The following is a 19,253-nucleotide window of genomic DNA, read 5'->3' as shown; positions in this document are numbered from 1 at the left end:
GATGGAGGACTTCGCCGCCCTGGTCGACGCGCTGGTCTACACGCGCAGCCGCAACGAGAAGCTGCGGCTGATCGCGGAATACCTGCGCGGCACGCCCGATCCGGATCGCGGCTGGGCGCTGGCCGCGCTGACCGACGGGCTGGATTTCCCCGCCGTCAAATCATCGACAATCCGCAACCTGCTGAAGGAGCGCGTCGATCCCGTGTTATGGTCGCTCAGCCGCGATTTCGTGGGCGACACGGCGGAAACCGCCAGCTTCCTCTGGCCCGAGCCGCAAGGTGACGTCACGCCGCCGCCGACCGTCAGCGAAGCGGCTGATTCGCTGGCAAAGATGACTCGCGCCAGTGTCATGAGCGAACTGCCAGGACTGCTCGACCGGCTCGATTCCTCGGGTCGCTATGCGCTGTTCAAACTGGCGACGGGCGGGATGCGCGTCGGCGTGTCCTCGCGCCTTGCCAAGGTCGCCTTCGGGCAGGCCTTCGATGTGCCGGTCGACGAGGTGGAGGAGTACTGGCACGCGCTCGAGCCGCCCTATGCCGAGCTGTTCGCCTGGGCCGCCGATGGCGCGGACCCGCCCGACACGGCCAACCTGCCGCTGTTCCGCCCCTTCATGCTGGCGCACCCACTGGAAGACACGGTGGTCGACCTCGCCGACTATGCCGCAGAGTGGAAGTGGGACGGCATCCGCGTGCAACTGGTCCATGTCGCGGGCGAGACACGCGTCTACTCGCGCTCGGGCGACGACATTTCCGCCACCTTCCCCGAACTGGTTGGCGCGTTGGAACTGCCCGCAGTGCTCGACGGCGAACTGCTCGTCCGCGGGACGCACCAGGGCGGCAAGGAAGGCGGTGCGGCCAGCTTCAACGCCCTGCAACAGCGATTGGGCCGCAAGACCGTCAGCAAGAAGATGCTGACCGAAAGCCCGGCCTTCGTGCGGCTCTACGACGTGCTGATGCTGGACGGCGAAGACCTGCGCGACCTGCCGTGGTCCGCGCGCCGGGAACGGCTTGAGCAGCTGATGCCGCGCCTGCCGGAATCGCATTTCGACCTCAGCCAGCTGGTCAAGGCGCGCGACTTCGAACACCTCGCGCAGATCCGCGAAGGTGCGCGCGACGATGCCATCGAGGGGCTGATGCTCAAGCGGCGCGACAGCCTCTATGCGCCCGGTCGCAAGACCGGCCTGTGGTACAAGTGGAAGCGCGATCCGCTGCTGGTCGACTGCGTGCTGATGTATGCCCAGCGCGGCAGCGGCAAGCGATCGAGCTTCTATTCCGACTACACCTTCGGCTGCTGGGACGGCGACCCGGACGAGGGCGCGGACCTGCTGCCGGTGGGCAAGGCCTATTCCGGCTTCACCGACGAGGAGCTGAAGAAGCTTGACCGCCACGTACGGCAGAAGACCCTCAACCGCTTCGGCCCGGTGCGCGAGACCGACAAGTCGCTGGTGTTCGAGGTCGCCTTCGATTCCGTGCATGAGAGCAAGCGCCACAAGTCCGGCCTCGCCATGCGTTTCCCGCGCATCCACCGCATCCGCTGGGACAAGCCGCCGCACGAGGCGGACCGGATCGAGGCGCTGCGGGCGTTGATTCGCGACTAATCCACCCGAAAAAGCTTCTCGCGCGAAGTTGCGCCGCGCAACAATTCGATGCTCGACGGAGCGCACCCAAGCGCCTTGGCAAGCAAGGCGATGACTGCCGTATTGGCCGCACCGTCCTGAGGTTTCGCCCGCACCTTCACCAGCACCTTGCCCTGTTCGATGGCCAGCGCTTCGCTGCGGGCACCCGGAGTGACGCGTACCGCCAGCCGACCCTCCGCATCGGTCACGGCGAGCAGTGCCTCAGGTGCAGGGAGATCAATTTTCGGACGCGCCATGAATCTGCGCAAGGTGTCGCTGCGCCAGCTTGCAGTAGCGCTCGGTCTGGAACCTGATCTTGGCGATTTGCGCCTCGTCCTGTGTGCGATAGTACTTCGCCGGACGGCCGATCCAGATTTCGCCCGGTCCGATCTGCTTGCCGGGACTGAGCAGCGCGCCCGCCCCCAGCATGCCGCCCTCGGCAATGCGCGCGCCGTCCATGGCGACGGCCCCCATGCCCACGAAGGCGCGGTTCTCCAGTTGGCAGCCATGCACCACGGCCATGTGGCCGATCACGCAGTCATCGCCGATTATGGTGGGTTCGCCGTCGGTATCGGGCCGCGGGCCTTCGACGTGGAAGACACTGCCATCCTGCACGTTGCTGCGCGCGCCGACGACGATCTTGTGAATGTCGCCGCGCAACACGCAGTTGTACCAGATGCTCGCTTCCGGACCGATGGTGACATCGCCGATGATCCGGGCACCCGGTGCGACAAAAGCACTCTCGTGGATTTGCGGCACCTTGCCCTCGAAGGGCAGGATGGTGGCTCCGGGAAAGCGGCTGTCGGCACTCACAGGAAATTCTCCCACACGAAATAGGGCAGGACCGATGCGTAGTCGTCGGTCCATACTGCGCCTTCGGGGTCGCGCAAAAGGCGCCAGTCGGCAGTCTGCGACAAGGCATCCAGCGGCGCGCGCTCGGGCGCCAGGGCGATCCAGGTCGAGGAATAGAGGTCGTTGCGGCGCGGCGGTTCATCCTGCAGCAGCATCGCATTCAGGCCGCGTGTCTCCGCCAGCCGGGCAATGACCGGCTCGAGGTCGACATAGCGGTTCGAGGTATGCATCAGCAGCAGGCCGCCCGGCGCCAGTGCGCGCTCGTAGATTGCCAAGGCCTCCACCGTCAGCAGGTGCAGCGGGATGGCATCCGAAGAGAAGGCGTCGATCACGAGCACATCGAAGCTGCCCGGAGCAGCGTCGGCAAGGTCCAGCCGGGCATCGCCGATGCGGATCGTCGCATCGGGCGCGCAGTCGGCTAGGAAAGTGAAGTCGCCGCGTTCGGAGAACTGCTGCACCACCGGATCAATCTCGAAGAAGGTCCAGTCCTGTCCCTCCTGCCGGTAGCAGGAGAGCGTACCCACGCCGAGGCCGACAACGCCCACGCGTGCCTGTGGCCCGACGATTGCCTCCGCATTGGCCAGCGCCAGCCCGACGCCGGAGCTGCGGCCGTAATAGGCGGTAGGCTCGTCAGCATCGGTGCCCGCGCGCTGGATGCCGTGAATCGTGGTGCCGTGCATCAGGATCCTGTCGCCATCGCCACTGTCGGTGATCGAGTAGATGCCGAAATAGCTGCGCTCGCGCTCGCCCCCGAGGCTGGAGGTGAAATGGGTGAGGCCGCCAAAGGCGATCAGCACCGAAAGGCAGGTGGCGAGGTAGGACCAGCGCCGCGCGGCCAGCACCATCGCCACGCAGAGCAGGGCGGCAAGGCCGAGCCAGTCGACCCAGCCGAGCGCCACCTGGTCCTGCGTGCGGGTGTAGAGGATCATGGCGAGGTTGAAGACCACGAAGACGCCCACCAGCAGGATCACCATGGCGGTCTGCGGATTGCGCGTCAGCCGCCCTAGCAGGCCCCGCCACATGCCCAGCGGCAGCAGCGCGGCGGCGGCGAGGATGAGCAGCGGGTGTTCCCAGGTCCAATCGAACAGGACGGGGGCGATCAGCGCGGTGAACACCCCGCCCAGCACGCCGCCGGCGGAAATGTAGAGGTAGAACTGCGACAGCCGCGAGGCGGCAGGGCGAAGGTCGTACAGCCGCGCGTGCAGGGCCGTGGCGACCACCAGCAGCAGGATGATGCTGGCCACGGCCGCGAGCAGGTCGGCCCGGCCTGCCGCGAAGACCGCGATCCCGCCGTCCACCAGCAGCACCAGCGGCGCCAGGAAGAGGAACACGCCCGCCATCGCGCGGTTCTCGGCAAAAGCGATCGAATAGCTGAGCAGGTAGAGGCCGAGCGGAATCACCCACAGCAGCGGGATCGCCATGATATCGGTGGTGAGGAAGCTGGTGGTCGAGAGCATCAGGCCCGAGGGCACTGCCGGCAGCAGGATCCACTGCAGCTTGCGCTTCCAGTCGACTTGCTCCTCCGCCTTATCGGTATCAGCGGCAGCGGTGACGTCACGACGGCTCAGAATGGCGAGACCCACCAGCAGCGCCATGGCCAGGTAGCCGAAGGCCCAGATACGGCTTTGCTCGCCCAGCGGGAACAGCGGCTCGGCCAGCAGCGGATATGCCAGCAGGCCACCGAAGCTGCCGAGGTTGGAGGCGGCATAGAGCGGGTATGGGTTGCCCGCCTCCGGGTGCGCCGCGAACCAGCGCTGGATAAGCGGCGCCTGCGCGGAAACGGCGAAGAAGGCCGGGCCGACAGTCAGCAGGAACAGCCACGGGACGTAGATCACCTCCAGCCCTGTGCCGCGACCCATGACCGGCGCGAGCGCAATAGGCAGGGTCAGCGCGGCCAGGCCCAGCACCACCATGTGGATCGCACCTTGCTGCCGAAGCGAAAAGCGCCCGATGGCATGGGCATAGGCATAGCCCGCCAGCAGCAGCGCCTGGTAGACCAGCATGGCGCTGTTCCAGACGTTCGGCGCGCCGCCCAGCTGCGGCAGCGCCATGCGCGCCACCATCGGCTGGACCAGAAAAAGCAGGAAACTGCCGAAGAAGATCGCCGCCGTGAACAGCCAGCGACGAGAAGACGGTGCGGCGGAGTCAACCATTGCGGCGGTCTAGCCAGTCTTGCCTGCCAATGGAGTGAACGATCGTTGGATTGAGTTCCGGACCCCAGTAGGGATCGTGATAGTCCAGTTCTTCTCGCCGCTGCATGCCCAGCGCGAGCATCAGGCCCCAGCTTGCCCGGTTGGGCGACATGGTCAACGCGATGGTCTCGTCCGCCGCGAATTGGCCGAAGGCGATATCGAGCGCCGCGCCGGCGGCTTCCTTGGCGAAACCCTTGCCCCAGGCATCCTCGCGCAGGCGCCAGCCGGCTTCCATCATGCCGAATACCGGCGATCCTTCGGCATTTGCGCGCTTGAGACCGCAGCATCCGAGCATCTCGCCGCCCAGCGCCGATCCGTCGGCCTTGTGTTCGACGACCCAGAAGGTGTGGCCATGCAGGCGCTGGTAGGTCTCGATCCGCCCGCGCTGGTCGGTGCGAGCATCTGCGTCCGCCACTCCACCCAGCCAGCGCATGACCGTCGGCGTATTGGTGAGCCGCCAGAAATTCGGCCAATCCTCCTCGCGCCAGTCGCGCAGGATCAGGCGATCGGTCTCGTAGCGGAATTCAGCCATTGAGAAGGCGCGCGGCGACGGGCGCGTGATAGGTCAGCACGCCGGAGCAGCCAGCGCGCTTGAACGACAGCAGCTTCTCCATCAGCAGGGCGTCGCGATCGCCTGCGCCAGCTGCGGCGCCGGCCTCGATCAGCGCATATTCGCCGCTCACCTGGTAAGCGAAGACGGGCACGTTGAAAGCCTGCTTCACCCGCCAGATGATGTCGAGATAGGCGAGGCCCGGCTTCACCATCACGCTGTCGGCGCCTTCGGCCAGGTCCAGTTCGACCTCGGCCAGGGCCTCGTCGCCGTTGGCGGGGTCCATCTGGTAGGTTTTCTTGTCGCCTTTCAGCAAGCCCCCCGATCCCACGGCATCGCGGAACGGGCCGTAGAAGGCGGAGGCGTACTTGGCCGCGTAGCTCATGATCTGGACATTGTGGTGGCCGCCCATTTCCAGCGCCATGCGGATCGCCTTGATGCGGCCGTCCATCATGTCCGACGGGGCGATGATGTCGGCGCCCGCCTCGGCCTGGTTCAGCGCCTGGTCGACCAGTACCGCCACCGTATCGTCGTTGACGACGTAGCCGGCTTCGTCGACCAGCCCGTCCTGTCCGTGGCTGGTGTAGGGATCGAGCGCGACATCGGTGAGGATGCCCACGTCGTTGCCGCAGGCATCGCGCACGGCGCGGATGGCGCGGCACATCAGGTTATCCGGATTGAGCGCCTCGTCCCCCTTGTCCGACCGCAGGTTTGCCGGCGTGTTCGGAAACAGCGCGATGCAGGGGATGCCCAGCGCCACTGCTTCCTTCGCCCGCGCGGCAATGAGTTCGACCGACCAGCGGGATACGCCGGGCAGGCTCGCCACCGGGTCTTCCACGCCCTGTCCGTCGGTCACGAACAGCGGCCAGATGAGGTCGGCTGGCGTCAGCACCGTTTCCCGGTGCATGGCGCGGCTCCAGCCGTGGGCGCGGGTGCGGCGAAGGCGGGTGTTGGGATAGCTGCGGGTCATGCGCGCATCTCCTGCCGGAAAAGCTGCAGGCGGGCAATCGGCTTGGGGCCTAGCTGACCCTCTGGCGATTCTCGATGCGGTCGATTTCGCGCACTGGCTCCTCGGCTTGCGAGGGATCGGGCGGCAGGTCGGACAGGGCCGCGCCGGGCTCGACCATCTGCAAGCGCACCAGCTGCTCGCGGAAATTGGCCATTTCGGAACGGCTCAGCTGGGCGCGGGTGACGAAGCGAACGCTGGCCGGATCGATCTTCTGGCCATTGCGATACATTTCGTAGTGCAGGTGCGGACCGGTGGAGAGGCCGGTGGAGCCGACGTAACCGATCACCTGGCCGCGACGCACCTGCTCACCATTGCGCACGGCGATGCGGCTCATGTGCGCGTAACCCGTCGCCAGGCCGCCGGAGTGGCGGATGCGCACGAAATTGCCATAGCCGCCGTTGCGGCCGGCGAAGTTCACCGTGCCATCGGTGGCGGCATAGATCGGCGTGCCGTGGCCGGCGCGGAAATCGAGGCCGGAGTGCATCCGGCGGTATCCCAGGATCGGGTGACGACGCATGCCGTAACGCGAGGTGATACGGCCCGGCACCGGGGCAACCAGCCCCTCGCGCGCAACGCCTTCGCCGGAAGCATCGTAGAACAGGCCTTCGCGGCCGAAGCGCATCAGCTGCTTGCGCGGACGCTCGTCACGGATAATCGCGGCATAGAGCAGGTCGCCCACCTCCACTTCGCCGGTGGCGGCGCGGCGATAGTCGACGATCATGTCGAATTCGTCGTTCGCGCCGATTTCGCGGTTCACGTCGATTTCGGTGCCGATGGTGCGCAAGTACTGCTGAATAGCGCTGGGCGGCGCACCGGCGGCGCGGGCTGAGCGGTAGAGGCTGTCGCCAACCCGGCCGCGAATGCGCAGCGGGGTGGTGTCGACCACGATCGGGCGCGGATCGAGCACAAGTTTTCCATCGCGGCGCTCGACGGCCAGTTGCAGGTCGAACCGTGCGCGGAAGGACAGGGCATCGACCGGACGCGGCGCATTGGGTGCGGCGCGGCGGCCAAGCGTGATGTCTACCTGCGTGCCCGAGGCGACGTCTTCCAGCGGGATCGCTTCGCCCACCAGCGCGGCGATCAGCTGCGCTTCGTCCTGGCTCACACCCGCTCGGCGCAGCATGCGATCGAAACCGTCACCCTGCGTCAGCGTAGCCACCAGATCGAGACGCGGGCGCTCCGGCGCGGCGGCAAGCGGAACCACGATATCGGTCGCGCCCATGCGACGGCCGCTGTCGGCGCCCAATGCCAGCGGCATGATCATCTGGCTGCGGAATTCGTCGCGTACCCGGTCATCGATGCGCATGGCGGGGGCTGCCTCGACCGCGGAGAAACCCGGCATACCAGCCAGTGCCACGGCCGAGAGGCCGACCAGCGTCGCCACCCCGCGCAGCCAGCGCTTCGAGCCGATGTCCCTGGCGAGGTCGGGGGCGAGGTCGATGTCGGAGATCCTCTCGGAGAAGCCGGAGCGCCAGCTGCCATAGCTGGCGGCGAGGCTCTTTGCGCGGCGCAGGCGCTTGGCGGGGGCGGCGGGGCCATCGTCGACGACCTGCGAATGCGCGAGATCGACGGTCGGGTAATCCCCGCCGTTCATCGCTGCATCTTCGCTGTCGCGATCCTTGAACAAACGCGCCCTCCTTGCGGCCGCGCAACACACGCCTTCCCGTCGGAAGCGGCGCGACCCGTCTCCGAGTCCGTGTAATTGTCCGAAACAGTGCCGCAATAAAGTAAATTTCGCGCTAACGCCGACGAGTCGAGTCCGTGGAGCGTCGAATCGAGTCCGGTTGCGCCGGAGCGGCCGAGCCGCCATGTGCTAGGCATTGTGAATTCACCCCGCTCAGACAGCCGAATCCGCGCGGTCCTCGGCCCTACCAACACCGGCAAGACGCACCTCGCGATCGAGCGGATGTGCGGCCATTCCAGCGGAGCTATCGGCTTCCCGCTGCGGCTGCTGGCGCGCGAGGTCTATGACAAGGTCTGCCGCATCAAGGGCGAGGCGCAATGCGCACTGATCACCGGGGAAGAGCGGATCGAGCCGGACACGGCGCGCTATTACCTGTGCACCGCCGAAGCCATGCCCAGAAACGGTCAGGGCGACGGGGGCAGCAAGGCCTTCGTCGCGCTGGACGAGGCTCAGCTCGCCGCCGACCGCGAGCGCGGGCACATCTTCACCGACCGGCTGCTCAATGCCCGGGGTCGCGAGGAGACCATGCTGCTTGGCTCTGCCACGCTGGAACCGATGGTGCGCCAGCTGCTGCCCGGCGCGCAGATCGAGGAGCGGCCGCGCTTTTCCACGCTCAGCTGCGCGGGCAGCGCCAAGCTTTCGCGCCTGCCGCCGCGCTCGGCCGTGGTCGCCTTCTCGGTGGAGCAGGTCTACCAGGTGGCGGAACTGCTGCGACGCTTTCGCGGCGGCTGTGCCGTAGTGATGGGGGCGCTTTCACCGGATACGCGAAATCGACAGGTCGAATTGTTCCAGTCCGGTGAGGTTGATTACATCGTCGCGACCGATGCGATCGGCATGGGGCTCAACCTCGACGTGCACCACGTCGCCTTCGCCGCACTCTCCAAGTTCGACGGTGTGCGCCAGCGCCGCCTGACCCCGGCGGAAATGGCGCAGATCGCCGGGCGCGCCGGGCGGCACCAGACCGATGGCACTTTCGGCACGCTGTCCGGCAATCGTCGCGGCGCCCCGCTGGAGCTGACCGAGGACGAGATCTACGCCATCGAGAACCACAAGTTCGCCCCCATCACCAAGCTGTTCTGGCGCGAACCCGATCCGCGTTTCGACACGCTGGACCGGCTGATCGGTGATCTCGAGAGCCGTCCGCGCGAGGAAGGGCTGGCACCGGCGCCCGAAGCCATCGACCTCGCCGTGCTGAAGCGGCTGGCCGAGCAGCATGCCATTGCCGCCAGTGTCGACAGTCCCGGCCAGGTGCGGCGGTTCTGGGAAGCCTGCCAGTTGCCGGACTTCCGCCAGCAGGGCGCCGATGCCCACGCCCGTTTCGTCGCCCGGCTGTGGAGCGACCTACGCCAGGGGCATATCGGCGCGGACTATGTCGCGGCGCGGATTTCGGAGCTTGGTAACACTTCGGGCGATATCGACACGCTGCAGGGCCGGCTCGCGGCGATCCGCAGCTGGGCCTACATCTGCCAGCGGCCCGATTGGGTCTTGGCGCGCGATGAAATGGCCGCCAGGGCGCGCGCGGCGGAGGCCAAGCTCTCCGACGCGCTGCACCAGAAGCTGACCGAACGTTTCGTCAATCGGCGAACTTCGGTATTGATGAAGGGAATGGGAAAGGATGCAGGCCTCTTGCGGGTAAAGCTGGAAGACGATGGCAAGGTGACGGTGGAAGACCAGCCGATCGGCCATCTCGAGGGATTCCGTTTCGTGGTGGACGCCGATGCCACCTCCGAAGAGCGCAAGCTGATGCTTGCCGCTGCGGAAAAGCACATGGCCAGCCTGCTGGCGGCCAAGGCGCAGCAACTGGTGGCCGATGAACTGGGCGACCTGCGGATCGAGCGCGGCCAGGTGCTGCGCGGCGACCAGCTCGTCGCCACGCTGGAAAAGGGCAAGAGCCCCAGCCGCCCGCGGCTGGTGATGGCGAAGGAGCTGGGCCAGCTCGACCCCGCGCACCGCAACCGGCTGGCAGAGGCGCTGGAGCATTGGCTGGAAGGCCAGCTGGCCCCGATCGCCCCCCTGCGCGCGCTGGAAGACGCCGCCACCGACCCCGAAGCGGGCACCGAAGTGCGCGCCCTGCTGCTGACCCTAGCCGACCGCAATGGCACCACCCGGCGCGAGGATGCCGGCCTTGCCCATGTGCCCAAGGAAAAGCGTCCGTTCCTGCGTCGGCTTGGCGTAACCATCGGCTCCCTTGACGTATTCGTGCCGGCCTTGCTCAAGCCCGCACCACGCAAGCTGCTGCGCCAGCTCGGCCTCGATCGCCGCCCCGTGCGCGAGGGGATGGAAGCCGTGATCGAAGGCGGCAAGCAGCTGCCCGCCGGCTACCGCCACGCCGGCAAGCAGGCGATCCGCATCGACATGGCGGAAAAGCTGTTTCGCGCCGCGCACGAACAGCGCGCCAAGGCCCCGCAAAGCAAGGACGTGCGTGGCTTTTCGGTCGATTCCGCGCTCGCCACGAGCATGGGCTTGCTGCCCGAGAGCTTCCGCAGCCTGATGAAGGATGCCGGCTTCCGCCCTGGCCAGCCGTTCGAACTGCCCGAAGGCGCCTTCGGCCCGCCGCGTCCCGTGCCGTGGACCTGGCGCGCCCCGCGCAAGGACCATGCTCGCGGCAACCGCTCCGGTCCGCCACGCGGCAAGCCCGGCGCTCGCCATGGCAAGCCGCAGCACAAGGGCAAACGTCCGCCACCCCAGCAACCTGCCGGAGACGGCGGTAATGCCTTCGCCGGCCTTGCCGACCTGCTCAAGAAGGGCTGATGCGGCTCGATCTGCTGCTGGTGCGACTGCGGTTTTCGAAAAGCCGCGCCGTGGCCCAGCGCTGGATCGCCGAGGGCCATATCCGCTGCAATGGGCTGCGCGTCACTTCCGCCGCCCATGCGGTCGACAGCGGCGACGTATTGACCCTGCCCATCGGCAAGGGCGTGCAAGTGATTGCCGTCGACAGCCTGCCGGAGCGCCGCGGACCCGCAGCCGAGGCACAATCGCACTATCGGGTGCTTGACGCATCGCGCACTATCGCCATAGCAGGGGCGCAATCGCGCCCGACCGCGAGCGAACAGGAAGGACCATCGCTACCATGACCTATGTCGTCACCGACGCCTGCATCAAATGCAAATATACCGACTGCGTCGAGGTCTGTCCGGTCGACTGCTTCTACGAGGGCGAGAACATGCTCGTCATCAACCCGTCGGAATGCATCGACTGCGGCGTGTGCGAACCCGAATGCCCGGCAGAGGCCATCCTGCCCGATACCGAGGGCGGCCTGGAAAAGTGGCTGGAGCTGAACACCAAGTTCTCCGCCGAGTGGCCGAACATCACCGAGAAGAAGGAACCGCCCGCCGACGCCGACGATCACAAGGGCGAAGAGGGCAAGTTCGAGAAGTACTTCTCCGAAGAGCCCGGCGAAGGCGACTGATCCTGCAGGAGTGAACCTTCATGCGTCTGCCGCGTTGGCAAGGCATGGGTTTCTTCGACACGGTCAAGCGCGCCTGGGCCGCAGCGGGCAGGAACAACGTTCCCATCCTCGCGGCGGGCGTCGCCTATTACGCCTTCCTGTCCATGGTGCCGCTGCTTACCGCAGTGGTGCTCACCTATGGCCTGGTAGCGGACCCGGAGATGGTCGCGCGCCATATCGAGGCGATGGCGAATGCCTTGCCACCCGCCGCCGCAGAGCTGATCGGCGGACAGTTGCAGGACATGGTCGCCACTTCGGGCGAACGGAAGGGCCTGGGCCTGCTGATCGCCCTGGCGCTGGCGCTGTTCGGTGCCCGCAGCAGCGCCCTGACGCTGGTGAAAGCCGTATCGCTCGCCTTTGCCGCACCCGAGCAACGTGGCTTGCTGCGCGCCAACCTGTTGGCGCTCGTCATCCTGCTGGGCGCGCTGGCCGGTGCCGGCCTCGTCGCGGTCGCCATTGGCGCAACGGCTGCCCTTGGGGATTCCGGGGCGCTCGGTATGCTGGGCCAGGTGCTGCCTTACCTCATCCTGGCTCTCGCTGCGGCGATGGGCGCTGCCTTGCTCTATCGCCGTGCGCCGAAGGGGGTCGCCGTTGATTTGCGCCAGCTTTGGCCTGGTGCGGCATGTGCCGGGGTTGGCATCGTATTGCTGACCGCGGTGTTCGGCATCTACGTCGCGAATTTCGGCGATTACAACGCTACTTACGGCGCTCTCGGCGCCGTGGTCGTATTGCTGACCTGGCTTTACCTGGCCGCCTATGCACTGTTGTTCGGAGCCGAAATTGCGGCCGCAAACAGGCGGCATTAGTTCATCGACTCAAGCACTTGTCTGCGAATCACCAATGACTCGCAATTATGTCGCACTTGTGTTATATACTTGCCGCAACTGCTGCGCTCCCTTGGAGTTCGGGCAGGCAAATAGGAAGGCAGGTCCTAGCTTTTAGCAACAGCATCGGCACCCGGATGCGCTGCGTTAGTCATGCGGCGGAAGGGGCCTTTTCACTGTAGGACCGCTGAAGAAAGGGAAATACATGGCTGCTAATGCGCCCGCCTTTGAAGTCGGTGATTACGTTGTTTACCCCAAGCACGGCGTTGGCCGTGTTATCGAGCTGCAGAACGAAGAAATCGCCGGGATGCAGCTGGAGCTCTACGTGCTCCGTTTCGAAAAGGAACGCATGACCCTGCGCGTCCCGACCAACAAGGTCGAGAGCATCGGCATGCGCAAGCTTTCCAGCGACAAGACGCTGAAGGAAGCCATGGAAACGCTGAAGGGCAAGCCCAAGGTCAAGCGCACCATGTGGAGCCGCCGCGCACAGGAATACGAGGCGAAGATCAACTCGGGCGACCTGGTTTCGATCGCCGAAGTGACGCGCGACCTGTTCCGCCCGGAAGACCAGCCGGAACAGAGCTATTCCGAACGGCAGATCTTCGAAGCGGCTTCCAGCCGTCTCGCCCGCGAACTGGCGGCGATGGAGAAGACCGACGAGCCGACCGCGCTCACCAAGATCCTCGACGTGCTGAAGGAGCATGCTCCGCAGTATTACGAGAACACCGAGGACGCTTGAGCGGTACCTAAAGGCACCCACAGCGCCTGAAGCAATATCGAGGGGCCGTTCGCAAGATGCGAGCGGCCCCTTGCTTTTGCGCTCTGCCAATCGCTGCCATACATCGACAAACGCCTTTGCGTTCAACTCTTCAAGGGTGTATTGCCGTATTAATACGCAAGACAGGAGAAGTGGGAATGCGTTTGGGCAAGATTCTGGGCAAGGTAGTGCCCGTGGTCGCCATGGTAGCCGCCGCCGGCCTTTCGGGCTGCGGCGACGTCGATGTCAGATTCGGCGAGAATGAGGGTGTTCCGCTCGCCGAGCTAGACATGAGCGGCGATCCGCCGGAAACCGTCGCGCTGGCCGCGCCGGACAACGTGGTGATCACCACCGGCGAGGAATTCAACATCGAGGTCGAAGGCTCCGACGAGGCCAAAGATCGCATGCGCTTCGTTCTCGAAGAAGGCACGCTGGGCATTTCCCGCGAGGATGGCGACTGGCGCGATCGCGACCGCGCCACGGTGAATGTCACCATGCCGCCGCCCAATTCGCTGGTCATGGCCGGTTCGGGCTCGATCACCACCGATGCCATGAGCGACAATGCCGAGATCGTCATCGCCGGCTCGGGCTCGATTACCGCAAACGGCCTGGCCGCGACGGACCTCGAAGTGATGATCGCCGGCAGCGGCTCGGTCGCCGCATCGGGCAGCACCAACTCGCTGGAACTGAACGTGATGGGCAGCGGCAGCGCCGACATGGCTGACCTCAGCGTCGGTAACGGCGAGGTGAATATCGCCGGTTCAGGCGATGCCGCCTTCGCTTCGGACGGCCGCGTCGAAGCCAATATCATGGGTTCGGGCACGGTCCGCGTCAGCGGTGCCGCCTCGTGCGAGGTCAACTCCATGGGATCGGGCACGCTGGTCTGCGAGAACGGCACGGTCGAGGGCGACGAGGAAGCTACCGAGACCGAAGACGCCTGATCGGCTTCCAGCCGTCAGCTTCATTGCCAGGTCACGATTACGGGTCCATGGTGCGGGAGTCTCCCCCGTCTCATGGGCCCGTAATGTTCGGAAAACACCTGCTTTTCATTCCGCTCGTCGCGCTAGCGCTTAGCGCCTGCGTGGCCAAGACGCTGGTCGACGTGGCCACTGCGCCCGTTCGCGTCGCCTCGCAAGGGGTGGACTGGGCCACCACCAGCCAGGACGAGGCCGACCGCGAGCGCGGTCGCGAGATCCGTCGCCGGGAAGAGCGGATGGGTGAATTGCAGCGCGACTACGACGAGGCCTCGGTCGATTGCTACGATGGCGACGACAGGGCCTGCCGCGAGGCCGTGATCATCCGCCGCGAGATGGACGAGCTGGCGCCGAGCATCCCGGCCGAACCGGAAGGCTAGGAAGCCGCAGCGCGCCGCAGCCGGTCGTTGATGGCGCGGCCCATGCCCTCTTGCGGCACGGGTGCCACCGAAATCGCCGGGCAATCCGACTGCGCGGCCGCGTGCAGCGCTGCGTAGAGCTGCGAGGCCGCTTCGGCGAGGTCGCCCGTGGGCGACAGATTCACATCACCGCCGACTTCGCCGAAACCGATCATGAAATCGCCGTCCTCCGGCTGCGCACGATGCAGACGAACCGGCTTGCCCGGCGAATAGTGCTTTTCGAGCTGTCCCGGCGCCTCGATAGTCGTGCCGCGCAACTTTTCGGGCGGGCCGAGATGCTCGGTCAGTTCTTCCTGCGCAATCGGTCCCGGTCGCAGCAGCGCCCAGCTGCCATCGGGGCGCAGGGCGACGATGGTGGATTCCAGACCCGCCTCGCAGGCACCGCCGTCCAGCACGGGTGGCGCGGCCTCTCCGAAAGAAGCGAGCACGTGTTCCGGCCGCGTAGGGCTTACGCCATAGCTGCGATTGGCGGACGGAGCCGCCAGCGGCAGGTTCAGCTCTGCCAGCAATGCAGCCGCCACGGGATGGCCGGGCTGGCGCAAGGCAATCGTAGGCAGACCGGCGGTTACCGCAGCGGCTATCGGTGCACCTTCGCGCAAGGGCAGCACCAGCGTGAGCGGTCCCGGCCAGTACCGCACAGCCAGTTGTTCCGCCCGCGGATCGAACACCGCCAGCTGTCGCGCCATCTCGAGCGAAGCGACATGCACGATCAGCGGGTTGAAATCGGGTCGCCCCTTGGTGCGGTAGATGTTCGCCACCGCTTCGGCCCGGTCAGCCCTCGCGGCGAGGCCGTAAACCGTCTCGGTCGGGATCGCGACGAGGCCGCCTTCGCGCAGGATCGCGGCCGCAGCGGCAATGCCGGTGGCGTCGGACGGAAGAAGGCGCTGCTTGTCGCTCATCACGCCCGCCTATAGGGACGAAGGCGATGGAAAACCAAGCCGAACTCCTCGCCCGCATCGCGGCGGCACTGGAACGCCTTTCGCCGCCGCCCGAATCCCGCATCGCCTGGGTCGGTCGCCCGGCCTATGTCTGGGACGGACAGACCGGGCGCCGCGTGGGCCATATCGAGGCGCCGTCGCTGGAGCTGCTGCGCGGTATCGACAGGCAGAAGGCCGCCGTCACCGCCAATGTCGCGCGGATTGCCGCCGGCCATCCAGCGCATGACATGCTGTTGTGGGGATCGCGCGGCATGGGCAAGTCCGCCCTCCTGCGCGCCGCGGTCGCCGATGCGCAGGACAAGGGCGGCAACATTGCCTTGGTACAGGTCGCCACCGACGCGGTGTCGACATTGCCGGACCTGTTCGCGGAACTGGCCAAGGTAGAGCGCAATTTCCTCGTCTTCATCGACGATCTCGGCTTTGCCGAGGGGGATACCACCTCGCCGCGCCACCTGCGCAGCTGGCTCGACGGTGGCGTCGAGGCCCGACCGGAGAATGTCCGCCTCGCGGTCACCTCCAACCGCCGTGCGATCCTGCCGCGCCACGGCAGCGAGCAGGACGATCCGATCAATCCGCGCGATGCAGTGGACGACAACCTCGCCCTGGCGGACCGCTTCGGCCTCTCGCTGGGGTTCCACAATGCCAGCCAGGACGATTACCTCGATATCCTGCGCGGCTATGCCGCCGAATACGGGCTGGAGCTGAACGAGGCCGAGGCGCTGGAATGGGCCAAGCGGCGTGGAGCCCGTTCGGGCCGCATCGCCTGGCACTTCATCACCGAACTGGCCGGACGCGCGGGCAAGCGCATCCGCTGACAGCTACATGATGTCTTCCGGGCTGATCGCGCCTTCCTCGAAGGCGCGAGCCGGGTCGCCACGCAGCTGACGACGCGGCGGCAGGCGCTCGCCACGGTTGCGCTCGATGGCGGCGGCACCCTCTGCACCCGGAGCGGTGACGCGCCAGATGATGTTGCCGGTGTCGTCGCTCACCAACAGCGCGCCGGTGCGGTCCCATTCCACCCAGGTCGGGCGACCGTAGGTCTGGCCTTCGCCGGTGAGGAAGCTTTCCAGCACGTTGATCGGCAGCCCCGTGGGGTTGCCGCGCTCGTCGAAGGCCACGAAGACCACGTCATAACCGGCGGCGGGCTTGCGATTCCACGAACCGTGGCGGGCAATGAAGGCGCCGGGGCCGAAATTCTCGCCCATCGTGGTGCCTTCCTCGGTAAAGACCAGCCCCAGCGGGGCGACGTGGGCGCCCAGCGCATATTGCGGGGTGCGCGTGTATTCGGTGAGGTAACGCGGCATGCGCGCTTCCACGCGCTCGTCCACCACGTTGTTATAATAGACCCACGGCCAGCCGTAGTGCACGCCGATCGGCACGTTGGACATGTAATCGGGCACCAGGTCCGATCCGAGCATGTCGCGCTCGTTCACCGTGGTCCACAGCTCGCCGGTCCACGGGTTCCACGCCATGCCGTTGGGGTTGCGCAGGCCAGCACCGAAGATGCGGGCATTGCCGGATTCGAGGTTCAGCTCGTGAATCGCCGCGCGGCCTTCCTCGATCTCCATCCCGCCTTCGCCGATGTTGGAGGCCGAGCCGACCGCGACGTAGAGCCGCGTGCCATCGTCGGAGAGGATGATATTGCGCATCCAGTGATTGCCGGCAGGCGGCAGGTCAGCGATTTTTTCCGGTTCGCCAGTAACCTCGTTGGCCCCTTCCTCGTAGGCAAAGCGCAGCACTTCGTCGTGATTGGCGATGTAGAGATTGCCGTCCGCCCAGGCGATGCCGGAGGGCGAATCGAGATCATCCTCGCGCAGCACGTGCTGCTCGTCGGCCACGCCGTCCTCGTCCGTATCGCGCAGCAGCACCAGCTGGTTGGGCGACGAACCTGCCGAACCGGCTTCGCTGAACAGGATGCCGGCGACGAAATTGGTCAGCCAGCCACCGGCGATCTCGGTTTCCGGCGCACGCGTGAGCGTGACGAGAATATCGCCGTTGGGCATGGCATAGATCACGCGCGGGTGGTCGAGGCCCTCGGCAAAGCGGTTCACCACCAGCCCTTCGGCCGCCGTCGGAGCGCCATCCTCGCCCCAGCCGATCGGTTCGGCGATTTCCACCGTGGGGACCAACTGCGGATCGGGCTGCGCGAGCGTCGGATCGGTGCCGGTGGTCTCTTCCAGCGACAATTGCGCGGTATCGCCCTGGAACAGCCACCAGATGACGGCAACGGCCAGCAACAGCAGGAGCAGGAGGGCGATCAGGATCTTCTTGAAAGTGCTCATGCCGGCAGGATTAGGCGAGCCACGGCCTTGCGGCAACGGATTTGCTCGCTAGATGGCGCGCATGTTCGACTTCGCTCCCGCGCCCGGCGCATCCAAGCCCGATCTCTACCGCGACCTGCTGGCCGCCGCCGATGCCGTGACCGCGGACGAACCCGATGCCGTGGCCAACATGGCCAATGTGGCCGCGCTGCTGGGCGAATTCCTGCCGGACTGCAACTGGACCGGATTCTATCGCATGGTCGAGGGTGAACTGGTGCTTGGCCCCTTCGTCGGCCGCCCGGCCTGCATCCGTATCCCGCTGGGCGTGGGCGTCTGCGGTGCCGCCGCCAAGAGCGGGGAGACGCAGCTGGTGGAGGACGTACACGCCTTCCCCGGCCACATCGCCTGCGACGCGGCCAGCCGTTCCGAACTGGTCGTGCCGATCAAGCGCGATGGGGAAGTGATCGGCGTGATCGACCTCGACAGCCCGGACCTGGCCCGTTTCGACGCGGAAGACCGCGACGGGATCGAGGCGCTGGCACGACTGCTCTCCGACCGCGTCTGACCCGGTAGTGACCCGAAGCGGGACAGCTTCGGTGCGAACCGTGGGATTCCGCGCCTTTTCAAGGTAAATGCGGGGTTAACCGGGAATCCGCCCGATTCCGCATGAGGGAAAACCGCGCAATGTCGACCCGTTTCACCCTGCTCATGGCGAGTGCCGCCATGATCGCCACCGCCACCTCCGCTGCCGCGCATGAGCACGGCCCGCACGGCCCGCATCAGACCCGGGAGGTCGTGATCGAGACCGATGAAGGCGTCTACGACGGCGAGTGGGAAGGCCACTGGCAGGACGGCGATACCTGGCGCGGCATGTGGAACGGCACCTACACGGCACCGGACGGCCAGCAATTGCACGGCCAGTATGTCGGCACCTTCATCGGCCAGGGTCGCTTCGTCACCGATGACGGGCGGGTCCTTTTGCTGGACGAGCGGCGCGGCTGGCGCGAGACCGAAGGTGAGCACCATGTCCGTATCATCCGTCGCCAGCGTGGCCCGCTGGGTGCCTCGCCCGACGGCCGCCTGGGCTACACCATGGCCGAGCGCGAGCAGTGGCTCGCCGAATGTCGCCTGCTGATGGCCGACGCGGGCGGCTACCGCGACCATGATGACCGTGACGCCGATGGCGCGCTGATCGGCGGGATTCTGGGTGCAGTCGCCGGGGGTGTGGCCGGAAATCGCATTGCCGACGGCGATCGCCTTGCCGGCACGCTGATCGGCGCCGGTGTCGGCGGCCTCGCCGGCGCAGCCATCGGTTCGCTGCTCGACGGTGACGGCGACGGCGAAGTCGATGCCAACGAGCTGTGGGCCGCGCGCTACTGCGATGCCTACCTGCGTCGCTACGAAATGGGCGGTGGCGCGGGCTACCATGGCCATGGCCATGGCCATGCGCAGCCGGTGATGATGGTGCAGGCCGTCGCCGCTGCCCCGCACGGCTATCCGGGCCATCGCCATGGGCCGCATTGCAACGTTCGGATCCGCGAGGAGTGGATCGACATGGATGCACACCACCCTGCACCGACCGCGCGCCGGGCCATTCCGCCGCATCGACCACACCCTGCTCCCGCTCCGGCAGCAGCCCCGGCTCCGGCCCCGCAGCCGGAACCGCAGGGCAAGGTTACCCCGATCGGGTGAAATGGCCGGGATGAAGTTGCGCCGCGCAACTCCATCCT

19 protein-coding genes are annotated in these 19,253 nt (G+C 66.5%); 11 read left to right on the top strand and 8 right to left on the bottom strand.

Going from position 1 to position 19,253, the window contains the following annotated elements:
- The first annotated feature begins 1 nt into the window (after position 1).
- A complete protein-coding gene (locus OZN62_RS09770; RefSeq protein WP_269099451.1) occupies positions 2-1,597 on the top strand; it encodes a cisplatin damage response ATP-dependent DNA ligase in 1,596 nt (531 codons plus the stop codon).
- Here the strand turns inward: OZN62_RS09770 and OZN62_RS09765 are convergent.
- Genes OZN62_RS09765 through OZN62_RS09740 form a run of 6 tightly spaced genes read right to left on the bottom strand, consistent with a single transcriptional unit; the run spans position 1,594 to position 7,845 of the window.
- Positions 1,594-1,872, bottom strand: a complete 279-nt coding sequence (locus OZN62_RS09765; RefSeq protein WP_269099449.1) for a DUF167 domain-containing protein — start codon at positions 1,870-1,872, stop codon at positions 1,594-1,596. The genes OZN62_RS09770 and OZN62_RS09765 overlap by 4 nt on opposite strands.
- A complete protein-coding gene (locus tag OZN62_RS09760) occupies positions 1,853-2,428 on the bottom strand; it encodes a gamma carbonic anhydrase family protein (protein ID WP_269099448.1) in 576 nt (191 codons plus the stop codon). Before OZN62_RS09760 ends, OZN62_RS09765 begins: the two co-directional genes overlap by 20 nt.
- Positions 2,425-4,620, bottom strand: coding sequence for a fused MFS/spermidine synthase (locus OZN62_RS09755; protein WP_269099447.1), 2,196 nt, complete (start codon positions 4,618-4,620; stop codon positions 2,425-2,427). Before OZN62_RS09755 ends, OZN62_RS09760 begins: the two co-directional genes overlap by 4 nt.
- Complete coding sequence (locus OZN62_RS09750) at positions 4,613-5,191, bottom strand: GNAT family N-acetyltransferase (protein WP_269099445.1); 579 nt, start codon at positions 5,189-5,191, stop codon at positions 4,613-4,615. The genes OZN62_RS09755 and OZN62_RS09750 overlap by 8 nt, the downstream gene beginning before the upstream one ends.
- Positions 5,184-6,179 carry a porphobilinogen synthase gene (gene hemB / locus OZN62_RS09745; RefSeq protein ID WP_269099443.1) on the bottom strand — a complete coding sequence of 332 codons (996 nt, stop codon included), beginning with the start codon at positions 6,177-6,179 and terminating at the stop codon, positions 5,184-5,186. Before hemB ends, OZN62_RS09750 begins: the two co-directional genes overlap by 8 nt.
- Before the next feature lie 49 nt (positions 6,180-6,228).
- A complete protein-coding gene (locus tag OZN62_RS09740; RefSeq protein ID WP_330848737.1) occupies positions 6,229-7,845 on the bottom strand; it encodes a M23 family metallopeptidase in 1,617 nt (538 codons plus the stop codon).
- A 195-nt stretch (positions 7,846-8,040) separates the two neighbouring features.
- Here OZN62_RS09740 and OZN62_RS09735 point away from each other — a divergent pair, with 195 nt between their 5' ends.
- From OZN62_RS09735 to OZN62_RS09705, 7 genes are all read left to right on the top strand, one after another.
- Positions 8,041-10,653 (top strand): helicase-related protein, encoded by a 2,613-nt coding sequence (locus OZN62_RS09735; protein WP_442864371.1) that lies wholly within the window; start codon positions 8,041-8,043, stop codon positions 10,651-10,653.
- Positions 10,653-10,976 carry a S4 domain-containing protein gene (locus OZN62_RS09730; protein WP_269099442.1) on the top strand — a complete coding sequence of 108 codons (324 nt, stop codon included), beginning with the start codon at positions 10,653-10,655 and terminating at the stop codon, positions 10,974-10,976. Before OZN62_RS09735 ends, OZN62_RS09730 begins: the two co-directional genes overlap by 1 nt.
- Positions 10,973-11,311 carry a ferredoxin FdxA gene (gene fdxA, locus OZN62_RS09725; RefSeq protein WP_269099440.1) on the top strand — a complete coding sequence of 113 codons (339 nt, stop codon included), beginning with the start codon at positions 10,973-10,975 and terminating at the stop codon, positions 11,309-11,311. Before OZN62_RS09730 ends, fdxA begins: the two co-directional genes overlap by 4 nt.
- Before the next feature lie 20 nt (positions 11,312-11,331).
- Entirely contained in the window at positions 11,332-12,156 is an 825-nt protein-coding gene (locus tag OZN62_RS09720; RefSeq protein WP_269099439.1) for a YihY/virulence factor BrkB family protein, read from the top strand.
- A 223-nt stretch (positions 12,157-12,379) separates the two neighbouring features.
- Positions 12,380-12,913 carry a CarD family transcriptional regulator gene (locus OZN62_RS09715; protein WP_269099437.1) on the top strand — a complete coding sequence of 178 codons (534 nt, stop codon included), beginning with the start codon at positions 12,380-12,382 and terminating at the stop codon, positions 12,911-12,913.
- A gap of 176 nt (positions 12,914-13,089) precedes the next feature.
- A complete protein-coding gene (locus OZN62_RS09710) occupies positions 13,090-13,872 on the top strand; it encodes a head GIN domain-containing protein (protein WP_269099436.1) in 783 nt (260 codons plus the stop codon).
- A 140-nt stretch (positions 13,873-14,012) separates the two neighbouring features.
- Entirely contained in the window at positions 14,013-14,285 is a 273-nt protein-coding gene (locus OZN62_RS09705) for a hypothetical protein (RefSeq protein WP_269099434.1), read from the top strand.
- On the opposite strand, the gene OZN62_RS09700 is transcribed toward OZN62_RS09705, so the two are convergent.
- Positions 14,282-15,223: an L-threonylcarbamoyladenylate synthase gene (locus tag OZN62_RS09700; protein WP_269099433.1), complete on the bottom strand. Its 942-nt coding sequence runs from the start codon at positions 15,221-15,223 to the stop codon at positions 14,282-14,284. The genes OZN62_RS09705 and OZN62_RS09700 overlap by 4 nt on opposite strands.
- Positions 15,224-15,249: 26 nt before the next feature.
- Here OZN62_RS09700 and OZN62_RS09695 point away from each other — a divergent pair, with 26 nt between their 5' ends.
- Positions 15,250-16,077: an ATP-binding protein gene (locus tag OZN62_RS09695; protein WP_269099432.1), complete on the top strand. Its 828-nt coding sequence runs from the start codon at positions 15,250-15,252 to the stop codon at positions 16,075-16,077.
- Between the two features lie 3 nt (positions 16,078-16,080).
- Here the strand turns inward: OZN62_RS09695 and OZN62_RS09690 are convergent, their stop codons facing one another.
- Positions 16,081-17,544, bottom strand: a complete 1,464-nt coding sequence (locus OZN62_RS09690; protein ID WP_269099431.1) for a PQQ-dependent sugar dehydrogenase — start codon at positions 17,542-17,544, stop codon at positions 16,081-16,083.
- A 61-nt stretch (positions 17,545-17,605) separates the two neighbouring features.
- Here OZN62_RS09690 and OZN62_RS09685 point away from each other — a divergent pair, with 61 nt between their 5' ends.
- A complete protein-coding gene (locus OZN62_RS09685) occupies positions 17,606-18,088 on the top strand; it encodes a GAF domain-containing protein (RefSeq protein ID WP_269099429.1) in 483 nt (160 codons plus the stop codon).
- A gap of 119 nt (positions 18,089-18,207) precedes the next feature.
- On the top strand, positions 18,208-19,215 hold the full coding sequence (locus OZN62_RS09680) for a YMGG-like glycine zipper-containing protein (protein WP_269099428.1): 1,008 nt from the start codon (positions 18,208-18,210) through the stop codon (positions 19,213-19,215).
- The last annotated feature ends 38 nt before the right edge of the window (positions 19,216-19,253 follow it).

This window comes from Aurantiacibacter sp. MUD11, from assembly GCF_026967575.1.
Taxonomy (GTDB): Bacteria; Pseudomonadota; Alphaproteobacteria; order Sphingomonadales; family Sphingomonadaceae; genus Alteraurantiacibacter.
This window is presented reverse-complemented; position numbering and strand designations above follow the sequence as displayed.

Coding starts and splice junctions, on each gene's coding strand:
- OZN62_RS09770 (WP_269099451.1), top strand. CDS start 2: ATGGAGGACTTCGCCGCCCTGGTCGACGCGCTGGTCTACACGCGCAGC.
- OZN62_RS09765 (WP_269099449.1), bottom strand. CDS start 1,872: ATGGCGCGTCCGAAAATTGATCTCCCTGCACCTGAGGCACTGCTCGCC.
- OZN62_RS09755 (WP_269099447.1), bottom strand. CDS start 4,620: ATGGTTGACTCCGCCGCACCGTCTTCTCGTCGCTGGCTGTTCACGGCG.
- OZN62_RS09750 (WP_269099445.1), bottom strand. CDS start 5,191: ATGGCTGAATTCCGCTACGAGACCGATCGCCTGATCCTGCGCGACTGG.
- hemB (WP_269099443.1), bottom strand. CDS start 6,179: ATGACCCGCAGCTATCCCAACACCCGCCTTCGCCGCACCCGCGCCCAC.
- OZN62_RS09730 (WP_269099442.1), top strand. CDS start 10,653: ATGCGGCTCGATCTGCTGCTGGTGCGACTGCGGTTTTCGAAAAGCCGC.
- fdxA (WP_269099440.1), top strand. CDS start 10,973: ATGACCTATGTCGTCACCGACGCCTGCATCAAATGCAAATATACCGAC.
- OZN62_RS09720 (WP_269099439.1), top strand. CDS start 11,332: ATGCGTCTGCCGCGTTGGCAAGGCATGGGTTTCTTCGACACGGTCAAG.
- OZN62_RS09715 (WP_269099437.1), top strand. CDS start 12,380: ATGGCTGCTAATGCGCCCGCCTTTGAAGTCGGTGATTACGTTGTTTAC.
- OZN62_RS09710 (WP_269099436.1), top strand. CDS start 13,090: ATGCGTTTGGGCAAGATTCTGGGCAAGGTAGTGCCCGTGGTCGCCATG.
- OZN62_RS09700 (WP_269099433.1), bottom strand. CDS start 15,223: ATGAGCGACAAGCAGCGCCTTCTTCCGTCCGACGCCACCGGCATTGCC.
- OZN62_RS09695 (WP_269099432.1), top strand. CDS start 15,250: ATGGAAAACCAAGCCGAACTCCTCGCCCGCATCGCGGCGGCACTGGAA.
- OZN62_RS09690 (WP_269099431.1), bottom strand. CDS start 17,544: ATGAGCACTTTCAAGAAGATCCTGATCGCCCTCCTGCTCCTGCTGTTG.
- OZN62_RS09685 (WP_269099429.1), top strand. CDS start 17,606: ATGTTCGACTTCGCTCCCGCGCCCGGCGCATCCAAGCCCGATCTCTAC.
- OZN62_RS09680 (WP_269099428.1), top strand. CDS start 18,208: ATGTCGACCCGTTTCACCCTGCTCATGGCGAGTGCCGCCATGATCGCC.